Below are 26,481 nucleotides of genomic sequence, written 5' to 3' on the forward strand. Positions count from 1 at the left end.
ACTTTCGGAGCAGGGCGGACGGCGGCTCTCCCGCGCGGATGGCCCGATACGGTTCCGGGGCAGCGGCGGCTCAGGTGGAACTGAGGGGGTGGGTAGCCGTGACGGAGCGCGGGGGCCAGGCCCGGGGCGCCAGAATGCCCAGTACGTAGGCGCGGGCGACGAGGGCCGGCCTGGTCGCGGCCCCGAGGATCTCCCGGAGCCGGCTGAGGTGGTAGTCGACCGTCTGCCGGGACAGCCTCAGTGACGTGGCGATCTCGCCGTTGCTGCTGCCCTCGGCGAGGAGGGACAGAATGCGGACCTGCGCGGCGGTGAGCGGCGGATGGGCCGCGTGGGCAAGGCTCTGGTGGGTGACGACGGCCCACACGTGCCGGGCCCGCGCCGCGGAGCGCCCGACCGTCGTCAGGTGGAGCTGTACGCGGCGCTGCCGCCCCTGGAGGTCGACGAACACGGCGGACGTCTCCACCCGTCTCACCCTGCGGGCTATCAGCCCGTTCCATCTCCGGTGCAGCTGGCCGAGGTCGGGCGCGGGCGCGAGCAGGGTGTGCGCACGGCGGCCGACGAGATCGGCCAGGCTCGTCCGGAACAGCTCAGCGGCTGCCGCACTCGCCTGCACGACCCGCCCGTTGGCCGACAGCAGCGCGCACGGCAGCCCGCTGTGGTCGCGCAGCGCCTGCAGGTTCTCCTCGGCCTCCCGGCGCTGGACCATCGCGCGGGTGTGTTCCGTGATGTCCACGTAGATCCCGGCGACGCAGGTCTCCGCGTTCTCCTCCACGGGGAAGCGGTGGCCCGCCGCCTGCCCGGTGGTGCCGTCCGCGCGCTGATAGCCGAGCGTGTGGCGGACCGGCCTGCCGCGCGCGAGGATCTCCTGGTCGAGCGCGCGGAACTGCACGGCGTCGGCCGGGGAGTCGAAGTCCTCGATGTGTTTGCCGACGACCTCCTGCGGGGTCGTGCCGTAGAGGTGCGCGTAGGCGTGGTTGGCCCACAGATAGCGTCCCTCCCGGTCCCGGATGAAGGCGGCGGCGGGCGCGAGGTCGGCGAAGTCCGCGAACGCGGCGTAACGGCGCGGCACTTCGGGCCGCGTGTCGGCCTCCACCGCGAGCCCGCGCCTGCGGCCCTGGCCACGTGCCCCGTCCAGTGACCAGGTCACGTCGAAGGTGCGGCCGTCGAACCGGGTCCGCCGGTGGCCGTCCGCGGTCGAGGAGCCCGGATCCGACAGTTCCTGCCGCAACCGGTCGAGGAACCGCTGCGCCGTACCCAGGTCGGCGAAGGCGCCGCCACCTCGCTCCAGAACGCGCCACTGCCCGTCAACCTCCCACCAGGACACGGGTAGATGTTCAAGCAGTGCCTTGAGCGCGTGATCGTCCACAGTGATGTTCCGTCCTCGGTCGACTGACTGACACGGGTTGCCATCGCAATGTGTATCCCGTCCCGATCCGGCGCATGCTCGGTTCTCGGCCGACCTGAGGAGTGCGGGCGCCTCACCCGTGACGCGCCGGCGGGCCTCCCGGAACTCTCACGATCCTTCTACGCGGCCTGCAACTCTGGCATTTGCCTGACCGTTGCACGCCTTCACCGTCATTCCGGCCCCCTCTCGCCTGATTCCCTTGTGTGTGCGGGCAGACACGCCATGTCACGGGCGAGGTCTCCTTCCGATGTTTCCCGGACGCACGGCTCCGGGGCCGGGCCCCGCAGCGGGTACGGGGCGAACCGCCCGGCCGCGGCTTCTGACCACACGAACGAACGGAGACGAACTTCAGTGAGCAAGGTGCTGTTGGTGCATGCCAAGGGTGGTCCGCCGCTCGGTCACGTCCTTTCCCGGGCGGCCGCGAGGTCGCAGGTGCACCTGCTGGCGCTCAGCGCCCTGCCGCCCTCGGTCGCCGGCTCCGCCGCGCGGCTGTGCGCCTCGGTCGAGACGCCGGCCGACGCGGAGCGGGCGGACCTGGTCTCCCTGATCGTCTCGCGGGCGCGGGCCGTCAGGGCGGAGGCGGTGCTCACCTTCTCCGAGTACGCGGTGGTGGCAGTCGCCGAGGCCTGCGAGGAACTCGGACTCGCCGGGGCCGGCAGCGCCTCGGCCCTGGCCCGCGACAAGCGGCTGATGCGCCGCACCTGGCAGGAACACGGGCTGCCACAACCGGAGTTCCGCCCCGTCGCCACGGAGGCGGACCTCCACGCGGCCACCGAAGCACTGACCTTCCCACTGCTGCTCAAGGCGGCCTGGAGCGCGGGCTCCACCGCGCACCAGATCATCCGCTCCCCCCACGAGGCCTCCGCCGCCTGGTCCCGCTCGCGGGAAGTAATGGCCGAATCAGCCCAGTTGGGTTACGCGGAACTCCACGTGGCCGAGGCCCAGGCGGACTTCGTCGTCGAGGAGATCGTCACCGGTCTGGCCACCGACTGGTTCGACGAGCCCGGCTGGGGCGACTACGTCAGCGTCGAGGGCGTCGTGGCCGACGGCGACTTCCACCCGGTCTGCCTCAGCGGCCGGATGCCCACGGTCGAACCGTTCACCGAACGCGCGGGCATCACCCCCGCCCTGCTGCCGCCAGAGGCCCAGGAGCGTGTCGTGGCCCTCGCCCGGGAGGCCGTGGACGCCCTCGGGCTCAGCAACTGCGGTACGCACACCGAGATCAAGCTCGGGGCGGACGGCCGCATGTGGCTGATCGAGACGGCGGCCCGGCTGGGCGGCGCGATGACTGTCCCGCAGATCGAGGAGGTCTTCCACCTCGACCTCGTCGGCATGCTGGTCGACCACCTCCTCGGCCGCCCGGTCGACTGGCCTCAACAGGCGCGTACCCCCGCGCAGGCCAGCGGCGCGGCCGGCTCCCTCGTCGTCCTCGCGGTCGACGGCAGCGGCGAAGCCTGGCAGGACCTGCGGGTCTGGGACTTCCCGGCGGTCTCCGCGGGCGTCCCGCTCAGCCGCGGCAGCGAGTTGTCCGTGGTCACGGAGAGCTCGCTCGCCGACGGCAGCGTCGTACCGGTCTACGACCCGGCCGCCGGGGCCAACACCATGGCGGCACTGTGCCTGCTCTCCGCCGCCGACCCGCGCACCGTGCTCCGCGACTTCGAGGCCCTGGTCGACGCCCTGCCCCGGGTACTGCCCGCCGCGCTGCCCGAGGGAGCCGCCATATGACCGCCACGCTCTCCACCGGCGCACCGGAACCGGCGACGGACCGTACGGTCGTCGGCGGGAACCTGTCGCTGCCGCTGTTCCGGACCCTTTCGGGGGTGCTGGCAGGTCACCCGTACCTCAAGGTCGTCGTCGACCGCACCGAGGACACCTGGCACCTGCTCGACACCGCCGCGCACCCCTTCCACGTCAACTACATCGCCACCCGGGTCCTGGGCATGGAACTGTCCGCGCTGGACGCCGGCCTGGACGCGTTCAACGCCTCCGTGTACACCGACCCCGGGCGCCGCTTCCTCCTCGGGGTGCTGTCCCTGCACACGGAGCAGGAGGCGGAGGGCCGCGAACGGGTCTTCCTCGTCCTGGAGACGACCGAGGCCGACACCATGCACGGCGCACTGCTGGAGTCCTTCTACGAGTTCGTCCGGGAGCGCGTCGACGGCAGGCTGCCGCTGCTGCTCAAGCCCGCGAACCACGGCCAGGAAGAGGAGCTGACGGCGATCAGCGAGCCGCGGGTACCGCGCATCCTCGGCCACGAGCTCTTCGGCACGCGGAACCGGACACCTCTGAACCCCGGCGACGCCACCGGGCGGCTGCGCTTCTTCCGGAACCCTGAGGAGTACGCCGCCGCCGAGGCCGGGCTCGGCTGGGCCGACATCGTCGCCATGCCCTGCCTGCCGGACGACGTACCGCGCGTGGCCGGATTCCTCAACACGGCACAGATCACGCCTCTTTCGCACACCAACGTCCTCGCCTCCGGCTGGGGCATCCCCAACGCCATCGTCCGCGACCTGGAACAGCTCGTCGAGAAGGACGGCCTGGACGGTGCGTGGGTCCGCTACCGGGTGCGCGAGGACGAGATCAGTCTGGAGCGGCTGGACCGGGAGCCCGCCCTGCAGGCCCCGGCCTGGCACCGGCAGCGCATCCGTCTGGAGCCGCCCCTGCTGGAGGACGCGCCCGTGCTGTCCCTGCACCGGCTGCGCAGCGACGACCGCGACCGGTACGGCACGAAGGCGGCCAATCTGGGAGAGCTGCACCACGTCCTGGACAGCCGCACAGCCGATCTCACCGCCTTCTACGGACGTCCCCGCCCGCCGCGTGAAGACCTCTACGGGCACCTCTCCGTCCGGCTCGGTCTGCACGCGCCCTCCGCAGCCGAACTGCGTTCGGCAGCAGCCGCGTTCGTCGCGGCGACGGTCGGTGCGCCGGACGGCGTCGCGCTGCCCTTCGCGCTCCAGCACGCCTTCCTCACCTCCTCTCCGGCGCTCCAGCAGGGCATCGGCAAGCTGAAGATGGCGCTGGAACTCGACGCCACCGACATGCTGGACGCGCTCTGTCTCCAGCTCCAGCACCTGATCCGCCACACGCCCATGCCCGAGACCGTCACCCGGCAGATCAGGCAGGCGTTCCCCGCGCCACTGGCCGCGGGCAGCCGCCTGGTGGTGCGCTCCTCCTCCAACGCCGAGGACCTCCCCGGCTTCTCCGCGGCCGGTGTCTACGACTCCGTCACCACCGTGCGCGGCACCGCCGAACTCCTCGATGCCGTAAGGCAGGTGTGGGCCTCGCTGCTGTCACCGCGCAGCGTCCGGCTGCGTCATCAGGTCGGCATCTCCCTGGACGACACGTACATGGGAGTGATCATCCAGGAGTACGTCCCCGCCTCCCTCGGCGGCGTCCTGGTGACCTGCAACCCGACCCGGCGCGAGGACTTCCGCAACGTCTACCTCAACTGCTCCCCCGGCTCCCCCGAGCAGGTCGTCGAGGGCTCCGTGCTGCCGCAGCAGTACCTGTACAACACGGTGGAGGGCGGCGGCCGCACCGTGGCCCTCGGCTCCTGGGGTGAGGGGCTGCCCGCCGCCACCCGCGCCCGGCTCGCCGACCTGTCGCTGACGGGACGGCTCCTGCAGTCCCACTTCAGCGCGGACGACGTGGACCGGCCGCTGGACATCGAGTGGCTGATGAGCGACCGGGGCGAGCTCCGCCTGGTCCAGATCCGCCCCTACGCGCTGTGAGGGCCCGCCTCCCCCGGGCGCCCTCCACCGGCCGGACCGGCGGCGCCCTGACCGACACGGCCCGCCGGATCATCCGCCTGAACTACGGCTTCCAGCTGCTGTTCAACCTGCTGTGGTGGATGCCGGTGTTCTACGCCTACCAGAAGGCGGCCGGGCTCTCGGACGGGCAGATCTTCGGCATCCAGAGCATCTACTACGTGGCGTTCTGCCTGTTCGAGATCCCGACCGGGCTCATCGCCGACCGGATCGGCACCCGCAACTGCCTGCGGGCCGGGGCCGTCGTGATGACGGCGGCGAACCTGGCACCGGTGTTCAGCGCCTCGTACACCGGATTCCTGCTCCACTTCCTCGCGATCGCCGCGGGCCGCTCGCTCACCTCGGGAGCGGCGAGCGCCTATCTGTACGACGGGCTGCGGGCGGAGAAGTGCGACGAGCACTACCTGAAGGCGGAGGGCACGGCGCGGGCCCTGGGGCTGGCGGCCAAGGTCGTGTGCTGGCCGCTGGTCGGGCCGCTGATGGCCCTCGCCCACACGGCCCCGTACGTGCTGAGCGCCGCCAGCGCGGCGGGCTCCCTGGCTTGTGCGGTGGCCCTGCCCCGGCTGACCGTCCCGGGGGACGGGGACGGGGCCGGGACGGCCGGCGGACGGGCGGGGGGCGGGCGCCGGCGCGGGGCGTTCCTGCGCGACGCGGGCTCCGCGCTGCGCTGCGTCGCCTCCTCGCCGTGGCTCGCCCTGGTGATGATGCAGGGCGTGGCGGTGTTCACGCTCTCGCGGATCTGCCAGGTCAACCTCTTCCAGCCCATCCTGCTGGACCACGGCATCGGTGAGTCCTCGCACGGCGGGGTGCTGGCCGCCATGACGGTGGCGGAGGCCGTGGCATCGGCCAGGCCCCAGTGGCTGAGCCGCCGGCTGACGCCGGTGGCCTGGGTATCGGTCCTGAGCCTCGCGCTCGCGGGCACCCTGGCCGGGCTCACCCTGGGCGGGCCCTGGGCGGTGGTCGCCCTGCTCTGCCTGTTCGCCGCCGCCACCGGCTTCGCCTACCCGGTCCAGCGCAAGCTGGTGAACGACGCCGTGCCCGCCCACGCACCACGGGCCACCCTGCTCTCGGTGGAGAGCATCGTGGACCGCGCGGTGTGTGCGCTGGCCGCGGTGGCCGCGGGCGCGTACCTCTCCGCCGGGCGCCTGGACGCCCTGCTCTGGCACAGTGCCCTGGCGACCGCGGTGCTGCTCGGGGTCTTCCAACTGGTGCTGCGCAGCGGGGTGGTGAAGCGGCCCTCCGACCGGACGGCCCCGGGCGTACGGCTGGATGCCGTCGCCGACGGTGCGGGCCGTCCGGCCGGAGGGGGGCGCCGGCAGGCGGACACGCCTTCCTAGGAAGGCGCGCGTCGCCGGCGGGCGTCAGCCGGGCAGGTGGGCGAGCAGCTCGATCAGCGGGGCCGGCAGGAAGGCGGGCCGGGCGGGCTGTCCGATCCGGTACGCCACGTAGCCGAGCGAGGCGGCGGTGTCGGTCTCCTCGGCCGTCTCGGCCTGGTAGACGAGACGACAGCCACCGGACGCGTGCCGTGCGCGTTCCCAGAGGGCGGGCGCCGGCTTGCGCTCGGCCTCGGTGCGCGGGGTCAGGATCCGGTCACCGAAGTCGTCCCAGGCGAAGGGCGTGCTGCCCGTCCAGGTGCTGTCGACCTCCTTCTTGAGCACGGCCGCGCGCGCGGCGTCGGTCGTGCCCCAGGAGGACGGCACGTTGGTGATCAGCCCGACCTTGATGTGGCGTTTGCGCAGTGCGGCCAGGTGGTCGGCCGCGTCCTGCCGGTAGCCCGTGGTGGCGTCGTCGGCCGTGTGGACCAGGGTCTCGCCCAGGTCGAAGTACACGACGACACAGCCGCGTTCGGTGCCGGTCCGAGGAGCGACGGGCGGCCCCGTGGACCCGGCGGTCACCGGTAAGGCCGCACTCGCCGTCGTGACCAGCGCGGTCGACGCCACGGCGGCACCCAGTGCGAGGCTCAGACGGACGAGGCCCCGGGAGGCGGTTCTTCTCATGGCGTCGGCGCCCTTCTCCTTGACGCATCACAGCGATGCGAAAATGTTCAGTACATGACACATGACGCCACACTTTTTCGTTCGGGGCACGCACATTCCGGGAAGATCTTTCCCGTGTCCTCCGATCCGGTCGTCCGACGGCCGACTTGCACGTGGACCGGTCCGCGCCCGGACGGCTCAGGCGTCCGGGCGACGCCTGGCGAGCCAGGCGACGATCTCGGGTCCCGGTGGTCGAAGAACAGCGAGGCGCCGGTGTCGAGCGTGGCGATCCGCGCCGGCTGTTCGCCGGTGAGCCGGAAGTCGAAGACGTCGAGGTTCTCCGCCATCCGCTCGGCACGCACCGACTTGGGGATGGCGACCACACCTCGCCGGGTCAGCCGGCGCAGCACCACCTGCGCCACCGACTTGCCGTGTCCCTTGCCGATGTCCGCCGGCAGCGGGTCGGTGAACAGGTCGTTCCGCCCCTCGGCGAAGCCGCCCCATGACTGGATCCGCACCCCGTGTTCGCGCATGAGGCCCTGGCAGTCGGCGCGTGCGAAGTCAGCATTGAGTCAGCATCCGTCCTGGCACACGAGGTCAGACGCGAGCACAGACGGGAACGCCGGTCCAGCGGAAGGCCTTCCTCCGAGGCACTCTCAGCCGCTTCCAGACCCCTCCCGCCCACAGCAACGACGCAGGCATGATCGGGCACACCTCGAAAGCCACGAACCCGTAAGAACCCGCAGCTCAGCGCACACGTCCACGCGGCTTCAGGGGCACAGCGGGCAGTGCGGGAGCCGGGAGCGGCGCACCGTCGTACCCCCGCACGGCGCCGAACCGGTCGCCCTTCATCCAGTCCTCCCGGGCCTGCGTGATCTCGTCCTGGTTCCTGGCCACGAAGTTCCACCACATGACGATCTCCTCCTCGAAGGGTTCACCGCCCAGCAGCATCAGGCCCGCGTCGGAGTCCGCGCGCAGCGGCAGCTCCGTGCGGCCGCAGCCGAGGTAGAGCATCGAGCCGGGCTCCACGGGGACGCCGTCGACCTCCGCCCGGCCGGACATCGACAGCACGGCGTACTCGAAGTCCGGGTTCAGCGGGAGGCGTGCCTCGGCGTCCCGGCTCAGGGCGAGGTCGGCGCCGACGATCGGGGTGTACGCGGTGCCGGGCGAGGTGGCGCCGTCGAGCTCGCCGAGGATCACCGTGGCCGTGAGGCCGGGTGCGGTGACGGACGGGAGGTCCGTGTGGTGCTGGAAGTGCGGTTCGACCTGGCGGTGCGCATCGGGGAGGGCGACCCACAGCTGGGCGCCGTGCAGCAGTGCGGCGTGCTGCTTGGGGCTCTCCTCGGAGTGGCTGATCGCCCGTCCGGAGGTCATCAGGCCGAGCTCGCGCGGGCGGACCGTCGCCAGGCTGCCGAGGCTGTCGCGGTGCAGGACCTCGCCGTCGTGCAGCCAGCTGACCGTCTGCAGGCCCATGTGGGGGTGGGGCGGCACCTGCATACCGGGCTCGTCCGCGATGTCGTCGGGGCCGTAGTGGTCGACGAAGGCCCACGCCCCGACCATGCGGCGGCCCAGGTTGGGCAGCAGCCGGCGGACCTCGGTGGACTCGCCGAGCTGCACCCGGCGCGGAGTGAGGAGTTCACGTACGGGTTCGGCGACGACGAAGCCGCGCCCTCCGCAGACGGAGAGTGCTGCCTGGCGATCGAGATTGCTCATGGCGCTCAACCTATTCCCGTGCGAGTCCGGGCGGGTGGCACCCACGCCGAATATTTAGTGGAATGTTAAACCATCTGTGTGTGTTGTGGGGATCGGTACGTACGGGAGCGGCCCGGCTACCACCCTCGGCCGAGGAGGTCACATGAGCGACACCTACTTCGAGTTCGGCACCGCCGCCGAGCGCTGGGACCGTGCACGGCTCTTCTTCGACGCGAAGGAGTACACCAGCGCCGCCCGGATTCTCGGCGGGCTGGTCGAGGAGGTTCCGGAGCAGGTGGCGCCGCGGCTGCTGCTGGCCCGGGCCTACTACCACTCGGCGCGGCTCGTGCGGGCCGAGGGTGAACTGCGCGCGGTGCTGGAGCGTGACCCCGTCGAGCAGTACGCCCGGCTGATGCTCGGCCGCACCCTGGAGCGGCAGGGCCGGCAGGCCGAGGCGGACACGCAGCTGCGGATGGCGGCCGCCCTGTCCGGGGAGTTCGCCCCGGCATCCGGCGCCTGACCTCCGCGTGCACCGGGCCGCACCCGCGTAATCCGGGTGCGGCCCGGTCGTGGCGCGTGATAGTCCACGGAGTCATGACCGACCTTGTGACACCGCGCCTGTCCCTCCGCCTGATGACCGTTGCCGACGCCGAGCAGGTGGTGGCCGGCAGTCCCGCGCCGGGCGTGCGCTGGGCGCCCGGCTACCCCTCCGTCGGCGAGGTCGCGGCGGCCACGCGTTTCCTCAACACCTGTGCGGAGAGCGGGGATCCGGGCCCCTTCGGAGGGTACGTGATACAGCGCCGCGAGGACGCGGTGGTGATCGGTGGGGTCGGGTTCCACGGGACGCCCGACGAGCACCGGCACGTCACGATCGGTTACGGACTCGTGCCGTCGGCACGGGGCATGGGGTACGCCTCCGAGGCGCTTCGCGGCCTGTTGCGGTTCGCCCGTGACCGGGGCGTCGTCTGCGTGCACGGTGACACCGACCTCGACAACGTCGCCTCCCAGCACGTCATGACGGCCGCGGGAATGCTCTTCGTGAAGGAGGACGCACTGCTGAAGCACTACCGGATCGAGTGGGACGCGCCCGCCCCGCAGGGGTGAGACAGCGGGAGTCGGACGGGCCCCCACCGCGGGAGTGGGACAGCCGGAGTGAGGCAGCGGGCCCACGCATGCGGCGGGGCCTGCCGGGTTCTCCCGGCAGGCCCCGCACATCGCACTGCCCTGGGCTCAGCCGGCGACCGTGGCCGGCCGGTTCGCCTTGCCGTTCTCGGCCGTGACCGCCTGCGGCCTCGGCACCAGCAACCGCTCGGTGAGATACCCGAAGACCAGCCCGAAGGTGGTCCAGAGCGTCACCTGGACGGCGAGCGTCGCCAGCCTGAACTCCCAGAGCAGCGAGGCCGGGAAGTCCTTTCCGACCTCGTTGAACGAGGGCAGGAAGGCGTAGGCCAGCCCGATCACCAGCACATAGCCGGCCGCCGCCGCGATGGTGGCGTTCCAGTTGCCCAGGCGGGGAGCCAGCCGCTTGCCGAGGATGACGGCGGCGACGGCCAGCAGGACGCTGAGCGCGACCATCAGGAAGAACAGGGTGGTGCGTTTACCGATGGTGTCGGGGTTGCCGACGGCCGGCGGGTTCGCCGGGTACTTCAGGAACGGCACGACGTACACCGTCAGCAGGGCCGCACCGGCGATCAGCGCGGCCGTGGCCCTGGGGCCGAACCGGCCCATCCGGCCGAGGGCGTAGCAGAAGACGAGTGCGGCGATGCCGCCGACCGCCACGCCGAACACCAGGACACCGGTGGCGAGACCGGCGGTGGACTGCATGGTGCGGCTGACGAGTTCCTCGCCGCCGCCGTGGTCGTGGGTGTGGCTGTGCGCCTCTTCGAGGGCGATGGCCGCGTCCACCCGGGACTCGCCGAGGAAGTAGGCGACGAGAAGTGCGAGCGCACCCGCGGCGAGACCGGCCAGCATGCCGCGGACCAGCAGGGCTCGGACAGATATGGAGTTCATGAGGGGTTCCCCTGGATCAAGCGACGGGATCAGTGGCAGGGGAAACCGAGGAGGTGGCGCCCGTCGTGGACCCACTCGTGCACGCCTTCGCCGGAGATGAGCGCGGTGGCGCCCTGCTCGGCGCCGACGAAGTACAGCAGGATCAGCATGAGGATGCCGAAGAAGGCGGCCCAAGGGGCAATGGCCTTCAGCGAGATGGGAGTGATGGCGGGTGCGCCGGTGGCGGGGGCAGCAGTCTGTGCCATGGCAGAACCTCCTGGGGGAACACGCGTCCCGATCGTGGTGCCTGAGACGAAGGTGCTGGGTCTGACTTCCCGTACGGGTACGGGTTCACAGTGGCGCGACCGTGCCGGATTCTCACCGGACTTCCGTCACACCCTCGTCATGTCGTCGCGACCATACCGCCTGGACGCGGGCGCCGCCATGGTGCCGCCGGCCGTACCGGGGGCCCCGAATGCCATGGTGTGCTTGGCCAAGTGGCCACAGTTCAGGGAGTTGAGAGCGGTTATGACGGTACGGGTGATGTTGATCTCACCGGCGATGAACGCCGCACTGCGCGAGGCCCGTTTCGCGGGGGACGCGCCCCTCGACGACGCCGGCCAGCGGCAGGCGCGCGCCGCCGCGGACGCTGTGCCCGCAGCCGACCGGTTGCTGCACGGGCCGTCCCGTCGGTGCGACCTGACCGCAGCCGCCCTCGGGCTCCGTTCCGCCCCTGAAAATGCCCTGCGGGACTGGGAGTTGAACCGCTGGGCGGGCGCCCGGCTGGACGAGGTGAGCGCGAGTGATCCGGAGGGAGTGGCCGCCTGGCTCGCGGATCCCTCCGCCGCCCCGCACGGCGGTGAGTCGCTGCTCGGTCTGTGCGCCAGGGCCGGCGCCTGGCTCGGTTCCCTGGACGGCGGCGGACCCGGACGCGTGCTGGCGGTGGTCGAGCCCGCCGTGGTCAGGGCCGCGGTCGTCCACGCGCTGGACCTTCCGCCACGGGCCTTCTGGCGGATCGACGTCGCCCCTCTGACGCTGACGGAGCTCAGCGGCCGGTCCGGGAGGTGGAACCTTCGTACCGGCCGGCCGCTCACGGCGGAGACGGCCGGCGCTCAGGCGCCCCAGCCACCCCCGACCGCCCGGCTCGACAGGTAGGAGTCACGCAATGCCTTGCGCAGGCCGGGCACGACGCCGTCGAAGTGCGCGGCGAGCGCCTTGAGCGCCGGTTTGTGCGCCCGGCGCTCCTTCCCGCTGAACACGCTGCTCACCTCGGTCTCCGCCGCGAGCACGGCCATGGCCAGTTCGTCCACGGGGATCGCGGCCGGTTCGGAGCCGCCGATGACCGCGTCCCGGACCCTGTCCTGCAGGGCGCGCACCTGCTGCGGATCCTCCACGACGACCCGGTCGACGGGGAGCACTCCCAGCCGCTTCTCCTGCCGCACGGTGATCGCGCGCGCGGCGGCAAGCTGCTCACGGACGGGCTTCTCCGCCGTGTGCGCCTTGTTGTGGACGTACGAGAGCCACCTCTTCGGCGTCTCGGGCAGATCGCGCCACACCGCCGCGAGGAAGGGATCACCCGGCGCCGTGGCAGCACGCCGTGCGACCTTCCCTCCCTCGGCGGTGAGCAGTCCGGCCAGGGCCAGCTCGGTCAGCGCCCCGGCCCGCAGCAACTGGCCGCGCCCCTGGAGATCGGTGAGCTCGAACTTCTCCTTCTCCACGGTGTAGCAGAGCAGGTACAGGCGCTGGGGCAGACTCGGTCGCACGCTCGTCCTCCGGGCATCGGGGATGGCAACCGAACGGGTCCGCGTTCGGCGGTGGTCTGCTACCCCCGGTACGTCTCCAGCAGTCGGAGCCAGATCTCGCTGATCGTCGGGTACGCGGGAACCGCGTGCCAGAGGCGGTCGACGGGCACCTCGGCCGCGACCGCGACCGTCGCCGAGTGCAGCAGTTCACCGATGCCCGGGCCGACGAAGGTGACCCCCAGCAGGATCTCCCGGTCGAGGTCGACGATCATGCGGGCCCGGCCCCGGTACCCGTCCGCGTACAGACCGGAACCCGCCACCGCCGCCAGGTCGTGGTCGACGGCCCGGACCCGGTGCCCGGCCCGCTCCGCCTCGGCGAGCGTGAGGCCGACCGAGGCCGCCTCCGGGTCGGTGAAGACGACCTGGGGCACGGCCGCGTGGTCGGCGGTGGCCGCGTGGGCCCCCCAGCGGTCCGTCTCCAGGAGCGGGACGCCCTGGGCACGGGCGGCGATCGCGGCCCCCGCGATGCGGGCCTGGTACTTGCCCTGGTGGGTCAGCAGTGCCCGGTGGTTCACGTCCCCGACGGCGTAGAGCCAGGGCGTGCCCTCGACCCGGCAGCTGTCGTCGACCGTCAGCCAGGACCCCGGCTCCAGGCCGACCGTCTCCAGGCCGAGGTCCTCGGTGCGCGGGGCCCGGCCGGTGGCGAAGAGGATCTCGTCGGCCTCGACGTTTTCGCCGTTGTCGAGCTCGACGGTCACCGGTCCGTCGGGGGCGGCACGCCGCACGGAGGTGACCGAGACGCCGGTACGGATGTCGGCGCCCGCCTCGGTCAGTGCCTCGGCGACCAGCTCACCGGCGAACGGCTCCATCCGGGGCAGCAGCCCCTCGCCGCGGATCAGCAGGGTGATCCGGGCACCGAGGGCGCCCCAGACGGTGGCCATCTCCACCCCGACCACTCCCCCGCCGACGACCACGAGACGACCGGGCACCTCCTTGGCGCTGGTCGCCTCCCGGCTGGTCCAGGGGCGGGCGCCGTCGATGCCCGGCAGCTCGGGCACGACGGCCCGGCTGCCTGTGCAGACGGCCACCGCGTGCCGGGCCGTGAGCCGCTGTTCCGCACCGTCGGGGCCCGTGACGGTGACCGCCTTCGTGCCGGTGAGCCGGCCGTGGCCGCGGTAGATGTCGGCGCCGATCCCCTCCAGCCAGGACACCTGGCCGTCGTCCTTCCAGTGCGAGGCGTACGCGTCGCGGTGCGCGAGGACCGCGGCGGTGTCCAGGGGCCCCTGCACCGCGTCGGCGAGACCCGGGACGCGGCGGGCGTCGGCGCGGGCGACGACGGGGCGCAGCAGCGCCTTGCTCGGCATGCAGGCCCAGTACGAGCACTCGCCGCCGATCAGCTCGGATTCCACGATGGCGGCGCTGAGCCCGGCGGCCCGGGCCCGGTCCGCCACGTTCTCACCCACCGGACCTGCTCCGATGACCACGACGTCGTACGCGACAGGCTCCACAGCATGTGTCATGGGGACCATTTTGGTCATGGGTGTGCGCGGCGGCCACATGGGCAGGCGGAATAGCGCAAGCACAGGCACCGTTGTCCCGGACACGTCGATACGGGCACAGGAAGAGGTAGCAGAACATGAGCACCGTAGAGCTCACCAAGGAAAACTTCGATCAGGTCGTCAGTGACAACGAGTTCGTCCTGATCGACTTCTGGGCTTCCTGGTGCGGCCCGTGCCGGCAGTTCGCCCCGGTCTACGACTCGGCGTCCGAGCGCCACGCCGACCTGGTCTTCGCCAAGGTCGACACGGAGGCGCAGCAGGAGCTGGCGGCCGCCTTCGAGATCCGGTCCATCCCGACGCTGATGATCGTCCGGGACAACGTGGCGGTCTTCTCGCAGCCGGGCGCGCTGCCCGAGGCCGCGCTGGAGGACGTCATCGGCCAGGCGCGGAACCTGGACATGGACGAGGTGCGCAAGTCCATCGAGGACCAGCAGAAGGAGCAGAAGTAGGCGGGCCGAGGGCTCGCCCACGTGTCAGGGCCCGGCCGGTGACAGCCGGGCCCTGACTGCTGCGGTGCCCCGTACCGGGTTCCGGTACCCGCTCAGTCCTCCGTGGTCCGCTCGGAGATCCGGGCCGAGAGTCCGTAGTCGAGCTCCGAGCCGTCGATCAGCAGGCCCTCGACCGTCTGGGTCTCGGGGTCGATGTCCGCCACCATGCCGTCGCCTGCGTAGCGGGGGTATCCGGTCTCGCCCGTTTCACCCGTGGCCACCACGACGGCGGAGCGGATCGCCGAGCCGGGTCCGACGCTCCCGACCGCCCGGCTGCCGGAAGCCTGCGGCTCGGAAGTCCCGGTGGTGGAGTCGCCCGCACCGGAATCGTTGGTCCCGGAATCGTTCGTCCCCGAGTCGTCCGTTCCGGAGTCGCCCGTACCGGAATCGTTGGCGCCGGAGTCGTCCGTACCCACGTCGTTCGCGGTGACGTCGTTCGTACCGGCAGCGCCCTTGCTCCGCGTCTTCCGGTCGTCGGCGAACGCGGGGACCAGCAGGATCTCGTAACTCTGCGGATGGCTCATGGTCATGACGCTAGGCAAGGGAGGTCCGCCGCGCATGTCGCCGCGCTGACGGGGCGGCTCAGCTGGACTCCCGGTGGACGGTCCGGGCCCGCAGCAGATCGTGCCGTTCGAACTCCGTCCCGGGGTTCTGCACCAGCCGGTCGACGAGGTCGGCCAGTGGCTGCGCCGTGGCCAGCTCCATCCGTACGCTGCTGAGCCGCGGCCTCAGCAGCCGCGCCTGCATGGAGTCGTCCGCGCCCACGACGGCGGTCTCCGCGGGCACGTCGACACCGGTGTCCTGAAGGGCTCTCATCAGCAGCATCGCGTAGCTGTCGTCGTACGCGAACACGCCGTCCAGTCCGAGGGTGCGCCACCGGGCGGCCAGGTCGGCCGCGGAATCCTCCGCGTACCGCAGCGGGAGCGTCTCGATCCGGACCCCGCCCGTCGCCGCGGCCCGCCGGGCACCGGCCAGTCTGGGCTCGGCGAACAGGGCGAGGCCGGGTTCGCCGGGGATCACCACGCCGATCCGGCGGCGGCCGCGTGCCAGCAGGTGCCGGACGGCGCTGCCGCCGACCTCGCGCTGGTCCATGATCAGCGCGTGGGCGCCGGCCAGCGGCTGCGGTCCGAGGGTGATCACGGCCTTCGCCCCGGAGCGCCGGAGGACGGCGATGCCCTGCGGGGTGAGGGGGACCGAGCCGGGCGCGATGACGGCGACGGGCCGCAGTTCGGCCCAGGCGCGGGCGGCGTCGTCCGGGTCGAGGCCGATCGAGCCGTACTGGACGACGGTGTAGTCGAGCCGTCGGAGGCCCGATTCGAGTTCATGGAGGAAGCGGTGGTGCAGGGGCCCGGAGGGGAAGCCGGCCGTCGGCAGGAGCACCATGCGGGAGTGTCCGGCGCGCAGGCTCCGGGCCGCCGCGTGGGGTACGTAGCCGAGCTCGGTGGCGGCCTCCCGCACCCGGCGGCGGGTCGGATCGCTGATCCGCACGGCCGCGTTGTTGTTGAGTACGTACGACACGGTGGCCCGGGAGACGCCGGCGAGCCGCGCCACGTCGGCGCTGGTCGGGACGGGGCCTTCGGCGGGCTGCTTGGGTAACTGACTCATGGCGTCGGGCAGTCTTCCAGACCCGTGCGGCGCGGGAACGCGCCGGGGCCCGGACCCGGATGTGCACCTCAAGTGGAGGTCAGGACCCGGGCGGGTGAGGGTCAGTCACGCCCGTCGCCGGTGGCCCGTTCGACGGACCCGCTCCCCGCGCGGGGCCGTACAGGTCCTACGGTGTTGCGATGACCATCCAGCACCGCACCGACAGCAATGACGGCACGGCCGACTTCCCCGGCCGCACCGGTCCCACCGCCACTTCCCAGGCCGACCCGCACGACGTGGGCCCGGTCCGGACCTCGTACGCCCCCGACCGCGACGGCGACCCCGATCCGGGCGAGATCGTCTGGACCTGGGTGCCGTTCGAGGAGAACGACGGACGCGGCAAGGACCGGCCGGTTCTCGTGGTCGCCCGCGAAGGGGCGGGCACGCTGCTCGCCGTCCAGCTCTCCAGCAAGCAGCACGACCGGGACCGCGAGTGGGTGGCCCTGGGCGCGGGCCCCTGGGACAGTTCCGGCCGCCCGTCCTGGGTCGATGTGGACCGGGTCCTGCGTGTCCACGAGGACGGCATGCGGCGCGAGGCGTGCGCACTGGACCGGGACAGGTTCGATCTGGTCGTCGAGCGGCTGCGGGAGCGCTACGGCTGGAAATAGCGCCCCGGCCGGCGGTGGCGTGCGCCGGTCCCCGTCACGGCCGGGCTCGCGTGCCCCCGGGCTCCCGATGCCGTCGTGACGGGCCCGCCACGCCCGAACGGCTCAGCCGTCGCGAGTCCGCCGATGTCCAACCCTATGGCTCAACCTCAGCGTCAGGGTTGGACCCGATCGGCGAACGTACGATCGAAGGCGGCCCTGGTGGGCGAATCGCCGTCACGGTCGAGGATCCCGAAGACGATCTGCTCGAAGTGACCCGCGAAACGTCCGCCGTCGCTGAGCAGGGCGCGGAACACGCCCGCGACCTCGGCCGGGTCGTTGCGGAACACGCCGCATCCCCAGGCACCCAGCACCAGCCGGCGGTAGCCGCGCACCGCGGCGACCTCCAGCACCCGTTCGGCCCGCGAGGCGAGCGCGGCGGGGATGCGGTGCGCGGACTCCGGGGTCCGGCTGCGGATCACTCCGGCGTTGGGCGCGGGCGAGGTGAGGAATCCCGCCGTGTACGGGGTGTCGAGCAGCCGGCCCCGGTCGTCGCGGAAGACCGGCACCCCGGGCGAGTGGATGACCCGGTCGGTGTAGAACGCGTCCCGTTCGGCCCGGTGGTGGGCGTAGTACTCGGGGGCGCGCAGCAGCGTGGTGTAGAGCGCCGAGCCGCGGCAGAGGGCCTCCTCCTGCGCCTGCGCCCCGTTGAGATAGCCGCCACCCGGATTGCGGGCGGAGGCGTAGCTCAGGACGGCCACCTTGCCCGGTGCCTCGGCGGTCATCCTGGCGGCCGCCCGCAGGCTGCTCTCGCCGGTGACCTCGAAGCGCGGTGCGCGGTCCCGGTCCAGTACCGCGACGGGCACCGGCTCGGGGCCGTACAGCCTGGTCCCCGAGAGCGCGGCGGTCAGGGCCCGCTCGATGCTGACCTCGCGGCCCTGCGGTGTGCGGTAGACGCCCGCGTCGACGATGGCCTCGGTCTCCCGCGCGATACCGCGCAGCCGGGCGCTCACCGGCCCTCCCCCTTATGGTGCATACGGGGCATCGTCGATGCCCCGCCGCAGTGACGCAAGCGAATTTCTGACGCACGGGGGCACCCTTGTGCGATCTCCCGACAGGGGTTTGGGTAGGACGGACGCACCGGAACAGGAGGCCCGGCATGTCATCCGACACACCCGGCGGCCACGGTCCGCCCGGACAGGAATCGGACTCCCCCATCGGCGAGGGCGAGGCCGAGGATTTACTGCGCGGCATCTGCTTCAAGACAGGACCGCCCCGCATCGTGGGGGTCGAGCTCGAATGGCTCCTCCACGATCTCGACCGGCCCCATGTCCCTGTCTCGCCCCACCGTCTCGAAGCGGCCGCCACGGCCGTCGGGGAGCTGCCGCTGAACGCGGCGCTCACCTTCGAACCGGGCGGCCAGCTGGAGCTCAGCTCGCGTCCCGCCGATTCCCTCATGGCGTGCGTCGACGACACCGCTGCGGACCTCATCGCCGTACGTGACACCCTCGGCCGGCTGGGCCTCGCCCCGGTCGGACTCGGTGTCGATCCCTGGCATCCGCCGCGCCGGCTGCTGCGGCAGCCCCGCTACGACGCCATGGAGACCTCGCTCGACCGGTTCGGCCCGGCCGGCCGCGCCATGATGTGCACGACCGCGTCCGTCCAGGTCTGTCTGGACGCCGGCGAGGAGGAGCCGGGACCGCTCGGGTACGGGCGGCGCTGGCAGCTGGCCCACCTGCTGGGCGCGGTGCTGGTGGCGGCGTTCGCCAATTCGCCGAACCGGCTGGGCCGGCCGACGCCCTGGCAGTCCACGCGTCAGTCGCTGTGGGCCGACCTCGACCCGCTGCGCACGCTGGCCCCCGCGGGACAGCTGCCGCCGCGGGACGCGTGGAGCGCGCACGTCCTCGACACACCGGTGATGTGCATCCGGGGCGACGAGGACAGCGTCTGGGTGGTGCCCGAGGGGCTCACCTTCCGTGAATGGATCCGTCGCGGAGTGCCCAGACGTCCGGTCCGCGCCGATCTCGACTACCACGTCACCACGCTGTTCCCGCCGGTGCGCCCGCGCGGCCACCTGGAGCTGCGCATGATCGACGCGCAGCCCGGTGACGACGGCTGGCTCGTGCCGCTCGCCGTCACCACCGCCCTGTTCGACGACCCGGAGGCAGCCGAGACCGTGTACCGCACCGTCAAGCCCCTCGCCGAGACGGCGGGGCCGCTGGCCGCGCCGCGCAATCCGCTCTGGGTGGCGGCCGCCCGCGACGGACTGGCCGATCCGGAACTGCGGACGGCGGCCGCCGTCTGCTTCGGCCTCGCGCTGGAGGCGCTGCCGCGGATGGGTGCGACCCGCGCCGTCCAGGACGCGGTGGCCGACTTCCGGGACCGCTACGTCGCACGGGGCCGATGTCCGGCCGACGACCTGCGGGGACTGTTCACGACGGACCGGGCACACGGTCCGGACCACCCGAAGGGGACCCTCTCATGACCGACTCCCCCGCACCTTCGCCGCACGGGACCCGGGGCCCGGACCTCCAGGACCCCGAGGTGCTCCGGGAGCGCGCGCTCGCCGCGCTCCTCACCGCCCGACGGCGCACCACGCTCCTCACCGACAGCGTCGACGACCACGAACTCACCGCCCAGCACTCACCGTTGATGTCGCCCCTGGTCTGGGACCTCGCGCACATCGGCAATCAGGAAGAGCTGTGGCTGCTGCGCGGCGTGGCGGGCCGGGAGGCCATGCGCCCGGAGATCGACGGCCTCTACGACGCCTTCGAGCACCCCCGGGCCACCCGCCCCTCGCTCCCCCTGCTGGCACCGGCCGAGGCCCGGTCCTACGCCTCGGAGGTACGCGGACGGGCCCTGGACGTCCTGGAGTCCACCCCGCTGGGCGGTCCCGCGCTCGTCCGGTCCGGATTCGCCTTCGGCATGATCGCCCAGCACGAACAGCAGCACGACGAGACCATGCTGATCACCCATCAGCTGCGCTCGGGTCCGGCCGCGCTGAGCGCGCCCGAGCCGCCGCATGCCACCGACGCGGCCACCCTGGCGGCCGAAGTCATGGTGCCCGGCGGCCCGTTCATGATGGGGACGTCGACCGAGCCGTGGGCGCTGGACAACGAACGCCCCGCGCACCGGCGCGAGGTCCCCGGGTTCTTCATCGACACCGCCCCGGTGACCTGCGGCGCCTACCGCGCGTTCATCGAGGACGGCGGATACGGCGAGCGGAGCTGGTGGGCGCCCGAGGGCTGGGCGATGGTCCGGGAGCACGAGCTGACCGCACCGCTGTTCTGGCACCGCGACGCCGGGCAGTGGCTGCGCCGCCGCTTCGGGGTGACCGAACCGGTGCCGGAGGACGAGCCGGTGCTGCACGTCAGCTGGTACGAGGCGGACGCGTACGCCCGCTGGGCCGGCCGCCGGCTGCCCACCGAGGCGGAGTGGGAGAAGGCCGCCCGCCACGACCCGGCGTCCGGGCGCTCCCGGCGCTATCCGTGGGGCGACGATGACCCGGCACCGGTCCACGCCAACCTGGGGCAGCGCCATCTGCGGCCCGCGCCCGCGGGGGCGTACCCGGCCGGGCGGTCGCCGTCCGGCGCCGGGCAGCTGATCGGCGACGTCTGGGAGTGGACGTCGAGCGACTTCCTGCCCTATCCGGGCTTCGCGCCGTTCCCGTACCGCGAGTACTCGGAGGTGTTCTTCGGGCCGGAGCACAAGGTGCTGCGCGGCGGTTCGTTCGCGGTGGACGCGGTGGCCTGCCGGGGCACGTTCCGCAACTGGGACCTGCCGGTGAGGCGCCAGATCTTCTCCGGATTCCGTACCGCGAGGGACCTCTGATGTGCCGTCATATCGCTTACCTGGGACCGCCGGTGACTCTGGGCACGATGGTGACGGAGCCGGTGCACTCGCTGGTGCGCCAGTCCTGGGAGCCGCGCCGGCAGCGGTACGGGACCGTCAACGCGGACGGGTTCGGTGTCGGCTGGTACGCGGAGGGGGACCCGGTCCCGGGACGCTACCGCAGGCAGGGGCCCGTCTGGGGCGACCAGACCTTCGCGGACCTGGCCAGGGTGGTGCGCAGCCATGCCCTGCTCGCGGCGGTCCGGGACGCGACGGAGGCGGATCCGGACGGCGAGGCGGCGGCCGCGCCCTTCACCGGGGGCGGAGTGCTGTTCAGTCACAACGGCGCGGTGAAGGGCTGGCCGGAGTCGATGGCCCCCCTGGCGGCGACGCTTCCCGCGGCCGAACTGCTCAGGCTCACCGCCCGCTGCGACTCCGCCCTGGTGTGGGCGCTCGTACTGCACCGGCTGGAGGCGGGCGACGCGCTCCCGCAGGCCGTCGCCGACACCGTCCGGGAGGTCGCCGAGGCGGCACCCGGCTCCCGGCTCAATCTGCTGCTCACCGACGGCCGCACCATCGTGGCGACGGCCTGGGGCGACACCCTGTGGCTGCTGGCCGAGCCCGGCCGGCACACGGTCGTCGCCTCGGAGCCCTACGACGACGATCCGCGCTGGCACGAGGTCCCCGACCGCACACTGCTCACCGCGACCGGCACCGATGTCCTGCTGACCCCGCTCAAGGAGCCCACCGAGTGAGTCCCTTCCTGCTGACCCGCACCCTGCCGGTGGACGCGACGGACGCGGCGCTGCGCGCCGATGTGCTGCACGGCCTGACCCGGCACCCCAAGACACTGCCGCCCAAGTGGTTCTACGACGCCCGGGGCAGTGAACTGTTCGAGGAGATCACCCGGCTGCCGGAGTACTACCCGACCCGCGCCGAACGCGAGATCCTGCTCGACCGGGCGGACGAGATCGCCGCCGCGTCCGGCGCCCGGACCCTGGTCGAACTGGGCTCGGGCTCCTCGGAGAAGACCCGGCATCTGCTCGACGCCCTGCCCCGGCTGCACAGTTACGTACCGGTCGATGTGAGCGAGAGCGCGCTTCGCGGTGCGGCGAAGGCGCTGCTGGAGGAACGGCCGGAGCTGTCCGTGCACGCCCTGATCGCGGACTTCACGGCCGGACTCTCCCTGCCGGACACGCCGGGGCCGCGGCTCGTGGCGTTCCTGGGCGGGACCATCGGCAATCTGCTGCCGCACGAGCGGGCGGCGTTCCTCACGTCCGTGCGTGCGCTGCTCTCCCCCGGTGACGCGCTGCTGCTCGGCACGGATCTGGTGAAGGACGAGAAGGTGCTGGTCGCGGCGTACGACGACGCGGCCGGGGTGACGGCCGCGTTCAACCGGAACGTCCTGTCGGTCGTCGACCGGGAGCTGGGCGCCGACTTCGTACCGGAGGACTTCGCGCACGTGGCCCGGTGGAATCCGCAGCAGGAGTGGATCGAGATGCGGCTGCGGGCCCGCCGGGCGCTGACGGTGAAGATCCCGGAGCTGGATCTGGTGGTGCCGTTCGAGGACGGTGAGGAGGTGCGGACCGAGGTGTCGGCCAAGTTCCGCAAGGACGGTGTGCGGGACGAGCTGGCCGGTGCCGGGCTGCGGCTGGCTCAGTGGTGGACGGACTCCGAGGGCAGGTTCGCGCTGTCCCTGGCCACCGTGGACTGAGCGAGTGCGGCCAGTGCGCGGCGGGTGGTGACACTGCCCGCCGGGATCGGCGGCATGACGTGGATCTCGGCGGTCAGCCCGGCGGCCCGGACGACCCGCCACAGGGAGGCGGTCAGCGGATCGTCGCCGACGAACGCCGTGGCGCCCGCCGGGACCCGGTGTCCGGCGGGCTCACGGAGATAGCGGATGCGGACCGGCTGGACGGCGGCGCCGGCGTCGATCGCCGCCTGGAAGGCCGCGGGGCGGAACCTGCCGCCCGGCCCGCGGCCGCACCAGGTGCTGCCTTCCGGGAAGACGACGACCCGCGACCCTCTCCGCAGCGCCGAGGCGACGGCGTGCACGGTCACGGGCAGGGCGCGCAGCCGTTCGCGCTCGACGAAGAGGGTGCCGCCGAGCGCGGCGAGCGGCCCGAGCAGCGGCCAGCGTCTGATGTCGCTCTTGGCGAGCATCCGGCCGGGGCACACGGCGGCCACCAGCGGTATGTCCAGCCAGGAGACGTGGTTGGCGACGACGAGGGCGCCGGGGCCGGCCCGGTGCGCCCGCGGCCGGCCGACGACGCGCACCCTGACCCCGAAGGCCCGGACCACCCCGTGCGCCCAGGTCCGGGTCAGCGGCGCGCGGCGGGACCGGCCCAGCAGGAGCGCGAGCGGGGCGCACAGCACGCCGGTGAGGACGAGCGCACAGCCCGCGCAGAGCAGGGCCACGGCCGGGAGCGGGTGCCGGGACCGGCCGTCGTGGGTGGCGCATGCCGCCGGCGTGCAGGGCGCGGCGGGCAGCCAGGCGCTCAACTCCGCGGGGCGAGCGAGAGGAAGTGGCGCAAGTAGCGCGGGTCGGTGCCGCGCAGCGAGAGCAGGACGTACAGGTCGGCGACGTTGAAGTCCGGGTCGTGGGCGGGGGCTCCGCACACCCGGGCGCCCAGCCGCAGGTAGCCGCGCAGCAGCGGGGGCAGCCCTGCCCTTCCGGCGGGACCGGTCGGAGGACCGGGGAGGGCGGCCGGGGGCTGCCAGAGGCGGTGCGGGGACACCCAGTACTCCTCGGGCGCCAGGTGCTTGGTCCGTACGGTCTCCCAGGCCAGGGCGGCCGCGGTGCCGCCGTCGGAGAGCGGGACCGAGCAGCAGCCGGCCAGCCAGTTGTGCCCGCTGCGTTCCATGTAGCGGGCGAGGCCTGCCCAGATCAGTGCGATGACGGCGCCGTCGCGGTGGGCGGGGTGGACGCAGGAGCGGCCGACCTCGACCAGGTCGTCGCGGATGGGGGCGAGCCGGGTCAGGTCGAACTCGCTCTCGGCGTAGAGGCGGCCCGCGATCCTGGCGCGCCCGGGCGGCAGCAGCCGGTAGGTGGCGACGATCTCGCCGGTGGCCGACTCCTTGACGAGGAGGTGGTCGCAGTACGAGTCGAACGCGTCGCTGTCCAGGCCCGGTTCGGGCCCGTCGAGCCGTGCGCCGAACTCGGCGGCGAAGACCTGGTGACGCAGCCGCTGGGCGGCGCGCACCTCGGCCTGGTCCACGGCGAGGGAGACGCGGTAGCGGGGCTGGGCCGCGGGGGCGGCCAGGAGGGGCCGCCGCAACGGAACGGACGGGGCGGCGGGGGCGGGGGACGCGGAGGGCAGCACATGCATGACGGGCTCCGGGGACGGGTCGGCAAGGGCAGCAGCCGGACCCTCTTAGTTCTTCCGTGACCGGCTGGATTCGACGTGACCGCCATGGAGAGCCTGGATGTGCGACGGCTGAATCCCCCGGTGCGCGGCGGGATCCAGCCGTTCACCGGGGGTGTGCCCGGGCGCCCTGCGGCGCGGTGGGCGGTGCGGAAACCGCGTCAGCTGCCCGCGAGCAGCTCGGTGATCTTCTCGGATGCGGTCTTCGCCGCGGTCGCCGGGTCCTGGCCCTGGAGGACCTCCGTCATGTACGGCTTGATCGGGTTGTCGGCCTCGACGGCCGCCCACTGCGGCGAGTTGGGGGTGGCGTGGCCGCGTGCGGCACCCTCGGCCATCGCGGCGGTGCTCTCCTCGCCCTCGATGACGTGGGCCAGGGAGGGCTTGTTGGGCACGTAGCTCATGGTCTTGGCGAGCTCCTCCTGCCACTTGGCGCCGGCCAGCGCCTTGATGACCTGGAATCCCGCGCTGCGCTGGTCCGCCTTCTGCGGAACGATCAGATCGGATCCGCCGGTGAATACCGAACCGGGCGCCTTCGCGGTCTTGCCGGGTATCGGGAAGTAGCCCAGCTTTCCCTTGAGTTCGGGGTTCGCCTTCTCGATCAGGGTGGCGGAGCTGGGGGTGGAGATGATCTGCGCGACATTCCCCTTGGCGAACACGTCGCTCTGCGGGGGCTTTTCCTCGTCCGCGTCCTTGGGCCCGTCGCCCAGCGCCTGGAGCTCGGAATAGAAGTCCATGCCCTTGAGGGCGGCGGAACTGTTGAGAACCCCCTGCCAGTCGCCGCCCTTGTCGGTGGCGAGTTCACCGCCCTCGTCCCAGATGAAGCCGGCGAGTACGTACCAGTTCTGGCCGGGCAGATACATGCCCTGATCGCCGTTCCGGTTCAGCTTCTCGCTGTCCTCGATCCACTGCGCGCGCGTCTTCGGCGGGGTCTTGATGCCGGCCTGCTCGAACAGGTCCTTGTTGTAGATCACCACGCGGTTGGCCGCGTACCAGGGGATTCCGTACTGGACGCCGCCGATGCTGCCGGGTTCGGCGAGACCGGGCAGCCAGTCCTCGCTGCCCAGGTCACGCATGGACTCCAGGGTGAGGTCGCGCAGATTGCCGCTCTCCGCGTACTGGGCGACCTGGGTGTTGCCGACCTCGATGACGTCCGGGGTGTCCTTGCCGCCCAGCGCCTCCAGCACCTTCGGGCCGATACCGCTCCAGCTCTGGATCCTGAACTCCAGTTCGACCGAGGAGTGCTCCTCCTCGTACGCCTTCTTGAAACGGTCCAGGAAGTCGGACGTGACACTGTCCTTCATCAGCCAGATCGTGACCTTCTCGCTGCCTGAGCCGCCCGAGCCGGGAATCACTCCGCACCCGCCCAGCGCGGCGGTGGAAATCAGGGCAACGGCTCCGAAGAGCATGCGGTTTTTCACGGGGTCACCTTCTGCGAAACGGCAGGACAACATTGCGGACCCGGTGTGGGGGACTGCGGGCTGCGCTCGCACGGGCGTGGCTGGATTTTGGTATGGACCAATACTTTGGTCAAGGCCGGTTCAGGACAAGGCGGCGCGCCGCGACCTCTCGCGAACCTCGCCGAGGTGGGGCACCTTGGTAGAGGCGAGAGGAGACAAAACATGTCCAATCACACGTATCGCGTCACGGAGATCGTAGGAACCTCCCATGACGGCATCGACGCGGCCATCCGCAACGGCGTCGCCAGAGCTTCGGAAACGTTGCACAATCTCGACTGGTTCGAGATCACCCAGGTACGCGGCCAGATCAAGGATGGCCGGATCGAGCACTACCAGGTCGGCCTGAAGGTGGGCTTCCGGCTCGACGAGAAGGAGTGACGGCTCCGGTGGACTCGGAGTGGCCGCTCAGGTGCGTCCCTCGCGTTCCTGAGCGTCCCTGAGGGCCTCCGAGGCCTGTGCCCAGCGGGCCCGCACCACGGTGAATCCGGCCAGTTCGGCCGCGTCGCAGACGAGCTCGTCGTCGTCCACCAGCATCCGCACCACGCGGTCGCGGCCCATCCGCCGGAGCGTCTCCAGCTTGGTCCGGCGGGCCGGCCGCCGGTCGTCGTTGCGCCGCATGTGGAGCCGCCCCTCGGGCAGCCCCTGCCGGGCCAGCCAGGCCACGGTGTCCTTGCGGCAGCGCTCCGGCCGGCCGGTGAGGTAGACGACCTCGCACTCCTCGGCGCTGGACCGGGCCAGCCGGACGCCGTCGGACAGCGGCGGGTCGGCGGGTGCCGCGGCGAAGAAGCCGGCCCAGTCACGGCGGGCCCCCTCCAGGAAGTGCTGGCGGTGGGCGGTGTCGGCGAGCGTGCCGTCCAGGTCGAATACGGCCAGCGGCCGGTCGTCGTCTCTCATGCGCCCAGCAAACCAAGGCGCGGCGGTGTCGGGCGACCCGACGCGGCGTTGGTGGCCGCCCGGCCCGGTCCGGGCGGCCACCGACGCC

The 26,481-nt window shown here is 72.3% G+C and carries 27 protein-coding genes, 1 pseudogene and 1 riboswitch; of the genes and pseudogenes, 13 read left to right on the forward strand and 15 right to left on the reverse strand.

What is annotated here, in order from left to right; translation table 11 throughout:
- Window positions 1–70 precede the first annotated feature (70 nt).
- Complete coding sequence (locus OG521_03735) at window positions 71–1,324, reverse strand: PAS domain S-box protein (protein ID WUW19939.1); 1,254 nt, start codon at window positions 1,322–1,324, stop codon at window positions 71–73.
- Between the two features lie 432 nt (window positions 1,325–1,756).
- On the opposite strand from OG521_03735, the gene OG521_03740 reads away from it, so the two are divergent.
- Genes OG521_03740 through OG521_03750 form a run of 3 tightly spaced genes read left to right on the forward strand, consistent with a single transcriptional unit; the run spans window position 1,757 to window position 6,509 of the window.
- The gene (locus tag OG521_03740) at window positions 1,757–3,130 is read left to right on the forward strand and encodes an ATP-grasp domain-containing protein (protein ID WUW19940.1); all 1,374 of its coding nucleotides are present in this window, start codon (window positions 1,757–1,759) and stop codon (window positions 3,128–3,130) included.
- Entirely contained in the window at window positions 3,127–5,136 is a 2,010-nt protein-coding gene (locus OG521_03745; protein ID WUW19941.1) for a phosphoenolpyruvate synthase, read from the forward strand. Before OG521_03740 ends, OG521_03745 begins: the two co-directional genes overlap by 4 nt.
- Before the next feature lie 47 nt (window positions 5,137–5,183).
- Window positions 5,184–6,509, forward strand: a complete 1,326-nt coding sequence (locus tag OG521_03750) for an MFS transporter (GenBank protein WUW26565.1) — start codon at window positions 5,184–5,186, stop codon at window positions 6,507–6,509.
- 24 nt (window positions 6,510–6,533) lie between these two features.
- On the opposite strand, the gene OG521_03755 is transcribed toward OG521_03750, so the two are convergent.
- From OG521_03755 to OG521_03765, 3 genes and pseudogenes are all read right to left on the reverse strand, one after another.
- Complete coding sequence (locus OG521_03755; GenBank protein WUW19942.1) at window positions 6,534–7,169, reverse strand: hypothetical protein; 636 nt, start codon at window positions 7,167–7,169, stop codon at window positions 6,534–6,536.
- A gap of 177 nt (window positions 7,170–7,346) precedes the next feature.
- A pseudogene (locus OG521_03760) lies at window positions 7,347–7,702 on the reverse strand (aldo/keto reductase).
- 193 nt (window positions 7,703–7,895) lie between these two features.
- On the reverse strand, window positions 7,896–8,861 hold the full coding sequence (locus tag OG521_03765) for a pirin family protein (protein WUW19943.1): 966 nt from the start codon (window positions 8,859–8,861) through the stop codon (window positions 7,896–7,898).
- Window positions 8,862–9,003: 142 nt separating this feature from the next.
- On the opposite strand from OG521_03765, the gene OG521_03770 reads away from it, so the two are divergent.
- Together OG521_03770 and OG521_03775 are read left to right on the forward strand one after the other, a co-directional pair.
- Complete coding sequence (locus OG521_03770; protein ID WUW19944.1) at window positions 9,004–9,360, forward strand: tetratricopeptide repeat protein; 357 nt, start codon at window positions 9,004–9,006, stop codon at window positions 9,358–9,360.
- Between the two features lie 74 nt (window positions 9,361–9,434).
- Entirely contained in the window at window positions 9,435–9,944 is a 510-nt protein-coding gene (locus OG521_03775; protein WUW19945.1) for a GNAT family N-acetyltransferase, read from the forward strand.
- A gap of 126 nt (window positions 9,945–10,070) precedes the next feature.
- Here the strand turns inward: OG521_03775 and OG521_03780 are convergent, their stop codons facing one another.
- The gene (locus tag OG521_03780; GenBank protein WUW19946.1) at window positions 10,071–10,850 is read right to left on the reverse strand and encodes a CbtA family protein; all 780 of its coding nucleotides are present in this window, start codon (window positions 10,848–10,850) and stop codon (window positions 10,071–10,073) included.
- A 29-nt stretch (window positions 10,851–10,879) separates the two neighbouring features.
- Window positions 10,880–11,095 (reverse strand): CbtB-domain containing protein, encoded by a 216-nt coding sequence (locus tag OG521_03785; protein WUW19947.1) that lies wholly within the window; start codon window positions 11,093–11,095, stop codon window positions 10,880–10,882.
- A gap of 45 nt (window positions 11,096–11,140) precedes the next feature.
- Window positions 11,141–11,234: riboswitch (adenosylcobalamin (AdoCbl) riboswitch) on the reverse strand.
- Window positions 11,235–11,357: 123 nt separating this feature from the next.
- Between OG521_03785 and OG521_03790 the strand changes: the two genes are divergently transcribed.
- On the forward strand, window positions 11,358–11,984 hold the full coding sequence (locus OG521_03790; GenBank protein ID WUW19948.1) for a histidine phosphatase family protein: 627 nt from the start codon (window positions 11,358–11,360) through the stop codon (window positions 11,982–11,984).
- On the opposite strand, the gene OG521_03795 is transcribed toward OG521_03790, so the two are convergent.
- A complete protein-coding gene (locus OG521_03795) occupies window positions 11,942–12,592 on the reverse strand; it encodes a GPP34 family phosphoprotein (GenBank protein ID WUW19949.1) in 651 nt (216 codons plus the stop codon). The two genes, OG521_03790 and OG521_03795, sit on opposite strands and share 43 nt — an antisense overlap.
- Before the next feature lie 59 nt (window positions 12,593–12,651).
- Window positions 12,652–14,091 carry an NAD(P)/FAD-dependent oxidoreductase gene (locus tag OG521_03800; GenBank protein WUW19950.1) on the reverse strand — a complete coding sequence of 480 codons (1,440 nt, stop codon included), beginning with the start codon at window positions 14,089–14,091 and terminating at the stop codon, window positions 12,652–12,654.
- 116 nt (window positions 14,092–14,207) lie between these two features.
- On the opposite strand from OG521_03800, the gene trxA reads away from it, so the two are divergent.
- Complete coding sequence (trxA, locus tag OG521_03805; GenBank protein ID WUW19951.1) at window positions 14,208–14,579, forward strand: thioredoxin; 372 nt, start codon at window positions 14,208–14,210, stop codon at window positions 14,577–14,579.
- Between the two features lie 92 nt (window positions 14,580–14,671).
- Here trxA and OG521_03810 read toward each other — a convergent pair whose 3' ends face one another.
- A complete protein-coding gene (locus OG521_03810) occupies window positions 14,672–15,142 on the reverse strand; it encodes a hypothetical protein (protein ID WUW19952.1) in 471 nt (156 codons plus the stop codon).
- A gap of 58 nt (window positions 15,143–15,200) precedes the next feature.
- A complete protein-coding gene (locus OG521_03815; protein WUW19953.1) occupies window positions 15,201–16,223 on the reverse strand; it encodes a LacI family transcriptional regulator in 1,023 nt (340 codons plus the stop codon).
- A gap of 179 nt (window positions 16,224–16,402) precedes the next feature.
- On the opposite strand from OG521_03815, the gene OG521_03820 reads away from it, so the two are divergent.
- Window positions 16,403–16,870, forward strand: a complete 468-nt coding sequence (locus OG521_03820) for a type II toxin-antitoxin system PemK/MazF family toxin (GenBank protein ID WUW19954.1) — start codon at window positions 16,403–16,405, stop codon at window positions 16,868–16,870.
- Window positions 16,871–17,022: 152 nt separating this feature from the next.
- Here OG521_03820 and OG521_03825 read toward each other — a convergent pair whose 3' ends face one another.
- Window positions 17,023–17,859, reverse strand: coding sequence for a TIGR02452 family protein (locus OG521_03825; protein ID WUW19955.1), 837 nt, complete (start codon window positions 17,857–17,859; stop codon window positions 17,023–17,025).
- A gap of 146 nt (window positions 17,860–18,005) precedes the next feature.
- On the opposite strand from OG521_03825, the gene egtA reads away from it, so the two are divergent.
- Genes egtA through egtD form a run of 4 tightly spaced genes read left to right on the forward strand, consistent with a single transcriptional unit; the run spans window position 18,006 to window position 22,391 of the window.
- Window positions 18,006–19,331 carry an ergothioneine biosynthesis glutamate--cysteine ligase EgtA gene (gene egtA, locus OG521_03830; protein ID WUW19956.1) on the forward strand — a complete coding sequence of 442 codons (1,326 nt, stop codon included), beginning with the start codon at window positions 18,006–18,008 and terminating at the stop codon, window positions 19,329–19,331.
- Complete coding sequence (gene egtB / locus OG521_03835; GenBank protein WUW19957.1) at window positions 19,328–20,677, forward strand: ergothioneine biosynthesis protein EgtB; 1,350 nt, start codon at window positions 19,328–19,330, stop codon at window positions 20,675–20,677. Before egtA ends, egtB begins: the two co-directional genes overlap by 4 nt.
- On the forward strand, window positions 20,677–21,432 hold the full coding sequence (gene egtC, locus OG521_03840; protein ID WUW19958.1) for an ergothioneine biosynthesis protein EgtC: 756 nt from the start codon (window positions 20,677–20,679) through the stop codon (window positions 21,430–21,432). Before egtB ends, egtC begins: the two co-directional genes overlap by 1 nt.
- Window positions 21,429–22,391, forward strand: coding sequence for an L-histidine N(alpha)-methyltransferase (egtD, locus tag OG521_03845; protein WUW19959.1), 963 nt, complete (start codon window positions 21,429–21,431; stop codon window positions 22,389–22,391). Before egtC ends, egtD begins: the two co-directional genes overlap by 4 nt.
- On the opposite strand, the gene OG521_03850 is transcribed toward egtD, so the two are convergent.
- The 3 genes from OG521_03850 to OG521_03860 form a co-directional block, all read right to left on the reverse strand.
- Window positions 22,334–23,179 (reverse strand): 1-acyl-sn-glycerol-3-phosphate acyltransferase, encoded by an 846-nt coding sequence (locus tag OG521_03850; GenBank protein ID WUW19960.1) that lies wholly within the window; start codon window positions 23,177–23,179, stop codon window positions 22,334–22,336. The genes egtD and OG521_03850 overlap by 58 nt on opposite strands.
- Window positions 23,176–24,006 (reverse strand): GNAT family N-acetyltransferase, encoded by an 831-nt coding sequence (locus OG521_03855; GenBank protein WUW19961.1) that lies wholly within the window; start codon window positions 24,004–24,006, stop codon window positions 23,176–23,178. Before OG521_03855 ends, OG521_03850 begins: the two co-directional genes overlap by 4 nt.
- Before the next feature lie 197 nt (window positions 24,007–24,203).
- The gene (locus OG521_03860; protein WUW19962.1) at window positions 24,204–25,460 is read right to left on the reverse strand and encodes an extracellular solute-binding protein; all 1,257 of its coding nucleotides are present in this window, start codon (window positions 25,458–25,460) and stop codon (window positions 24,204–24,206) included.
- Window positions 25,461–25,661: 201 nt separating this feature from the next.
- Here OG521_03860 and OG521_03865 point away from each other — a divergent pair, with 201 nt between their 5' ends.
- Complete coding sequence (locus OG521_03865; GenBank protein ID WUW19963.1) at window positions 25,662–25,877, forward strand: dodecin family protein; 216 nt, start codon at window positions 25,662–25,664, stop codon at window positions 25,875–25,877.
- A 27-nt stretch (window positions 25,878–25,904) separates the two neighbouring features.
- On the opposite strand, the gene OG521_03870 is transcribed toward OG521_03865, so the two are convergent.
- Entirely contained in the window at window positions 25,905–26,393 is a 489-nt protein-coding gene (locus OG521_03870) for a hypothetical protein (protein ID WUW19964.1), read from the reverse strand.
- Window positions 26,394–26,481: the final 88 nt, after the last annotated feature.

It is taken from the genome of Streptomyces sp. NBC_01463 (assembly GCA_036227345.1).
Taxonomy (GTDB): Bacteria; Actinomycetota; Actinomycetes; order Streptomycetales; family Streptomycetaceae; genus Streptomyces.

Coding starts and splice junctions, on each gene's coding strand:
- OG521_03745 (WUW19941.1), top strand. CDS start 3,127: ATGACCGCCACGCTCTCCACCGGCGCACCGGAACCGGCGACGGACCGT.
- OG521_03755 (WUW19942.1), bottom strand. CDS start 7,169: ATGAGAAGAACCGCCTCCCGGGGCCTCGTCCGTCTGAGCCTCGCACTG.
- OG521_03765 (WUW19943.1), bottom strand. CDS start 8,861: ATGAGCAATCTCGATCGCCAGGCAGCACTCTCCGTCTGCGGAGGGCGC.
- OG521_03770 (WUW19944.1), top strand. CDS start 9,004: ATGAGCGACACCTACTTCGAGTTCGGCACCGCCGCCGAGCGCTGGGAC.
- OG521_03775 (WUW19945.1), top strand. CDS start 9,435: ATGACCGACCTTGTGACACCGCGCCTGTCCCTCCGCCTGATGACCGTT.
- OG521_03780 (WUW19946.1), bottom strand. CDS start 10,850: ATGAACTCCATATCTGTCCGAGCCCTGCTGGTCCGCGGCATGCTGGCC.
- OG521_03785 (WUW19947.1), bottom strand. CDS start 11,095: ATGGCACAGACTGCTGCCCCCGCCACCGGCGCACCCGCCATCACTCCC.
- OG521_03790 (WUW19948.1), top strand. CDS start 11,358: ATGACGGTACGGGTGATGTTGATCTCACCGGCGATGAACGCCGCACTG.
- OG521_03800 (WUW19950.1), bottom strand. CDS start 14,091: ATGACACATGCTGTGGAGCCTGTCGCGTACGACGTCGTGGTCATCGGA.
- trxA (WUW19951.1), top strand. CDS start 14,208: ATGAGCACCGTAGAGCTCACCAAGGAAAACTTCGATCAGGTCGTCAGT.
- OG521_03810 (WUW19952.1), bottom strand. CDS start 15,142: ATGAGCCATCCGCAGAGTTACGAGATCCTGCTGGTCCCCGCGTTCGCC.
- OG521_03815 (WUW19953.1), bottom strand. CDS start 16,223: ATGAGTCAGTTACCCAAGCAGCCCGCCGAAGGCCCCGTCCCGACCAGC.
- OG521_03820 (WUW19954.1), top strand. CDS start 16,403: ATGACCATCCAGCACCGCACCGACAGCAATGACGGCACGGCCGACTTC.
- egtA (WUW19956.1), top strand. CDS start 18,006: ATGTCATCCGACACACCCGGCGGCCACGGTCCGCCCGGACAGGAATCG.
- egtB (WUW19957.1), top strand. CDS start 19,328: ATGACCGACTCCCCCGCACCTTCGCCGCACGGGACCCGGGGCCCGGAC.
- egtC (WUW19958.1), top strand. CDS start 20,677: ATGTGCCGTCATATCGCTTACCTGGGACCGCCGGTGACTCTGGGCACG.
- OG521_03855 (WUW19961.1), bottom strand. CDS start 24,006: ATGCATGTGCTGCCCTCCGCGTCCCCCGCCCCCGCCGCCCCGTCCGTT.
- OG521_03865 (WUW19963.1), top strand. CDS start 25,662: ATGTCCAATCACACGTATCGCGTCACGGAGATCGTAGGAACCTCCCAT.
- OG521_03870 (WUW19964.1), bottom strand. CDS start 26,393: ATGAGAGACGACGACCGGCCGCTGGCCGTATTCGACCTGGACGGCACG.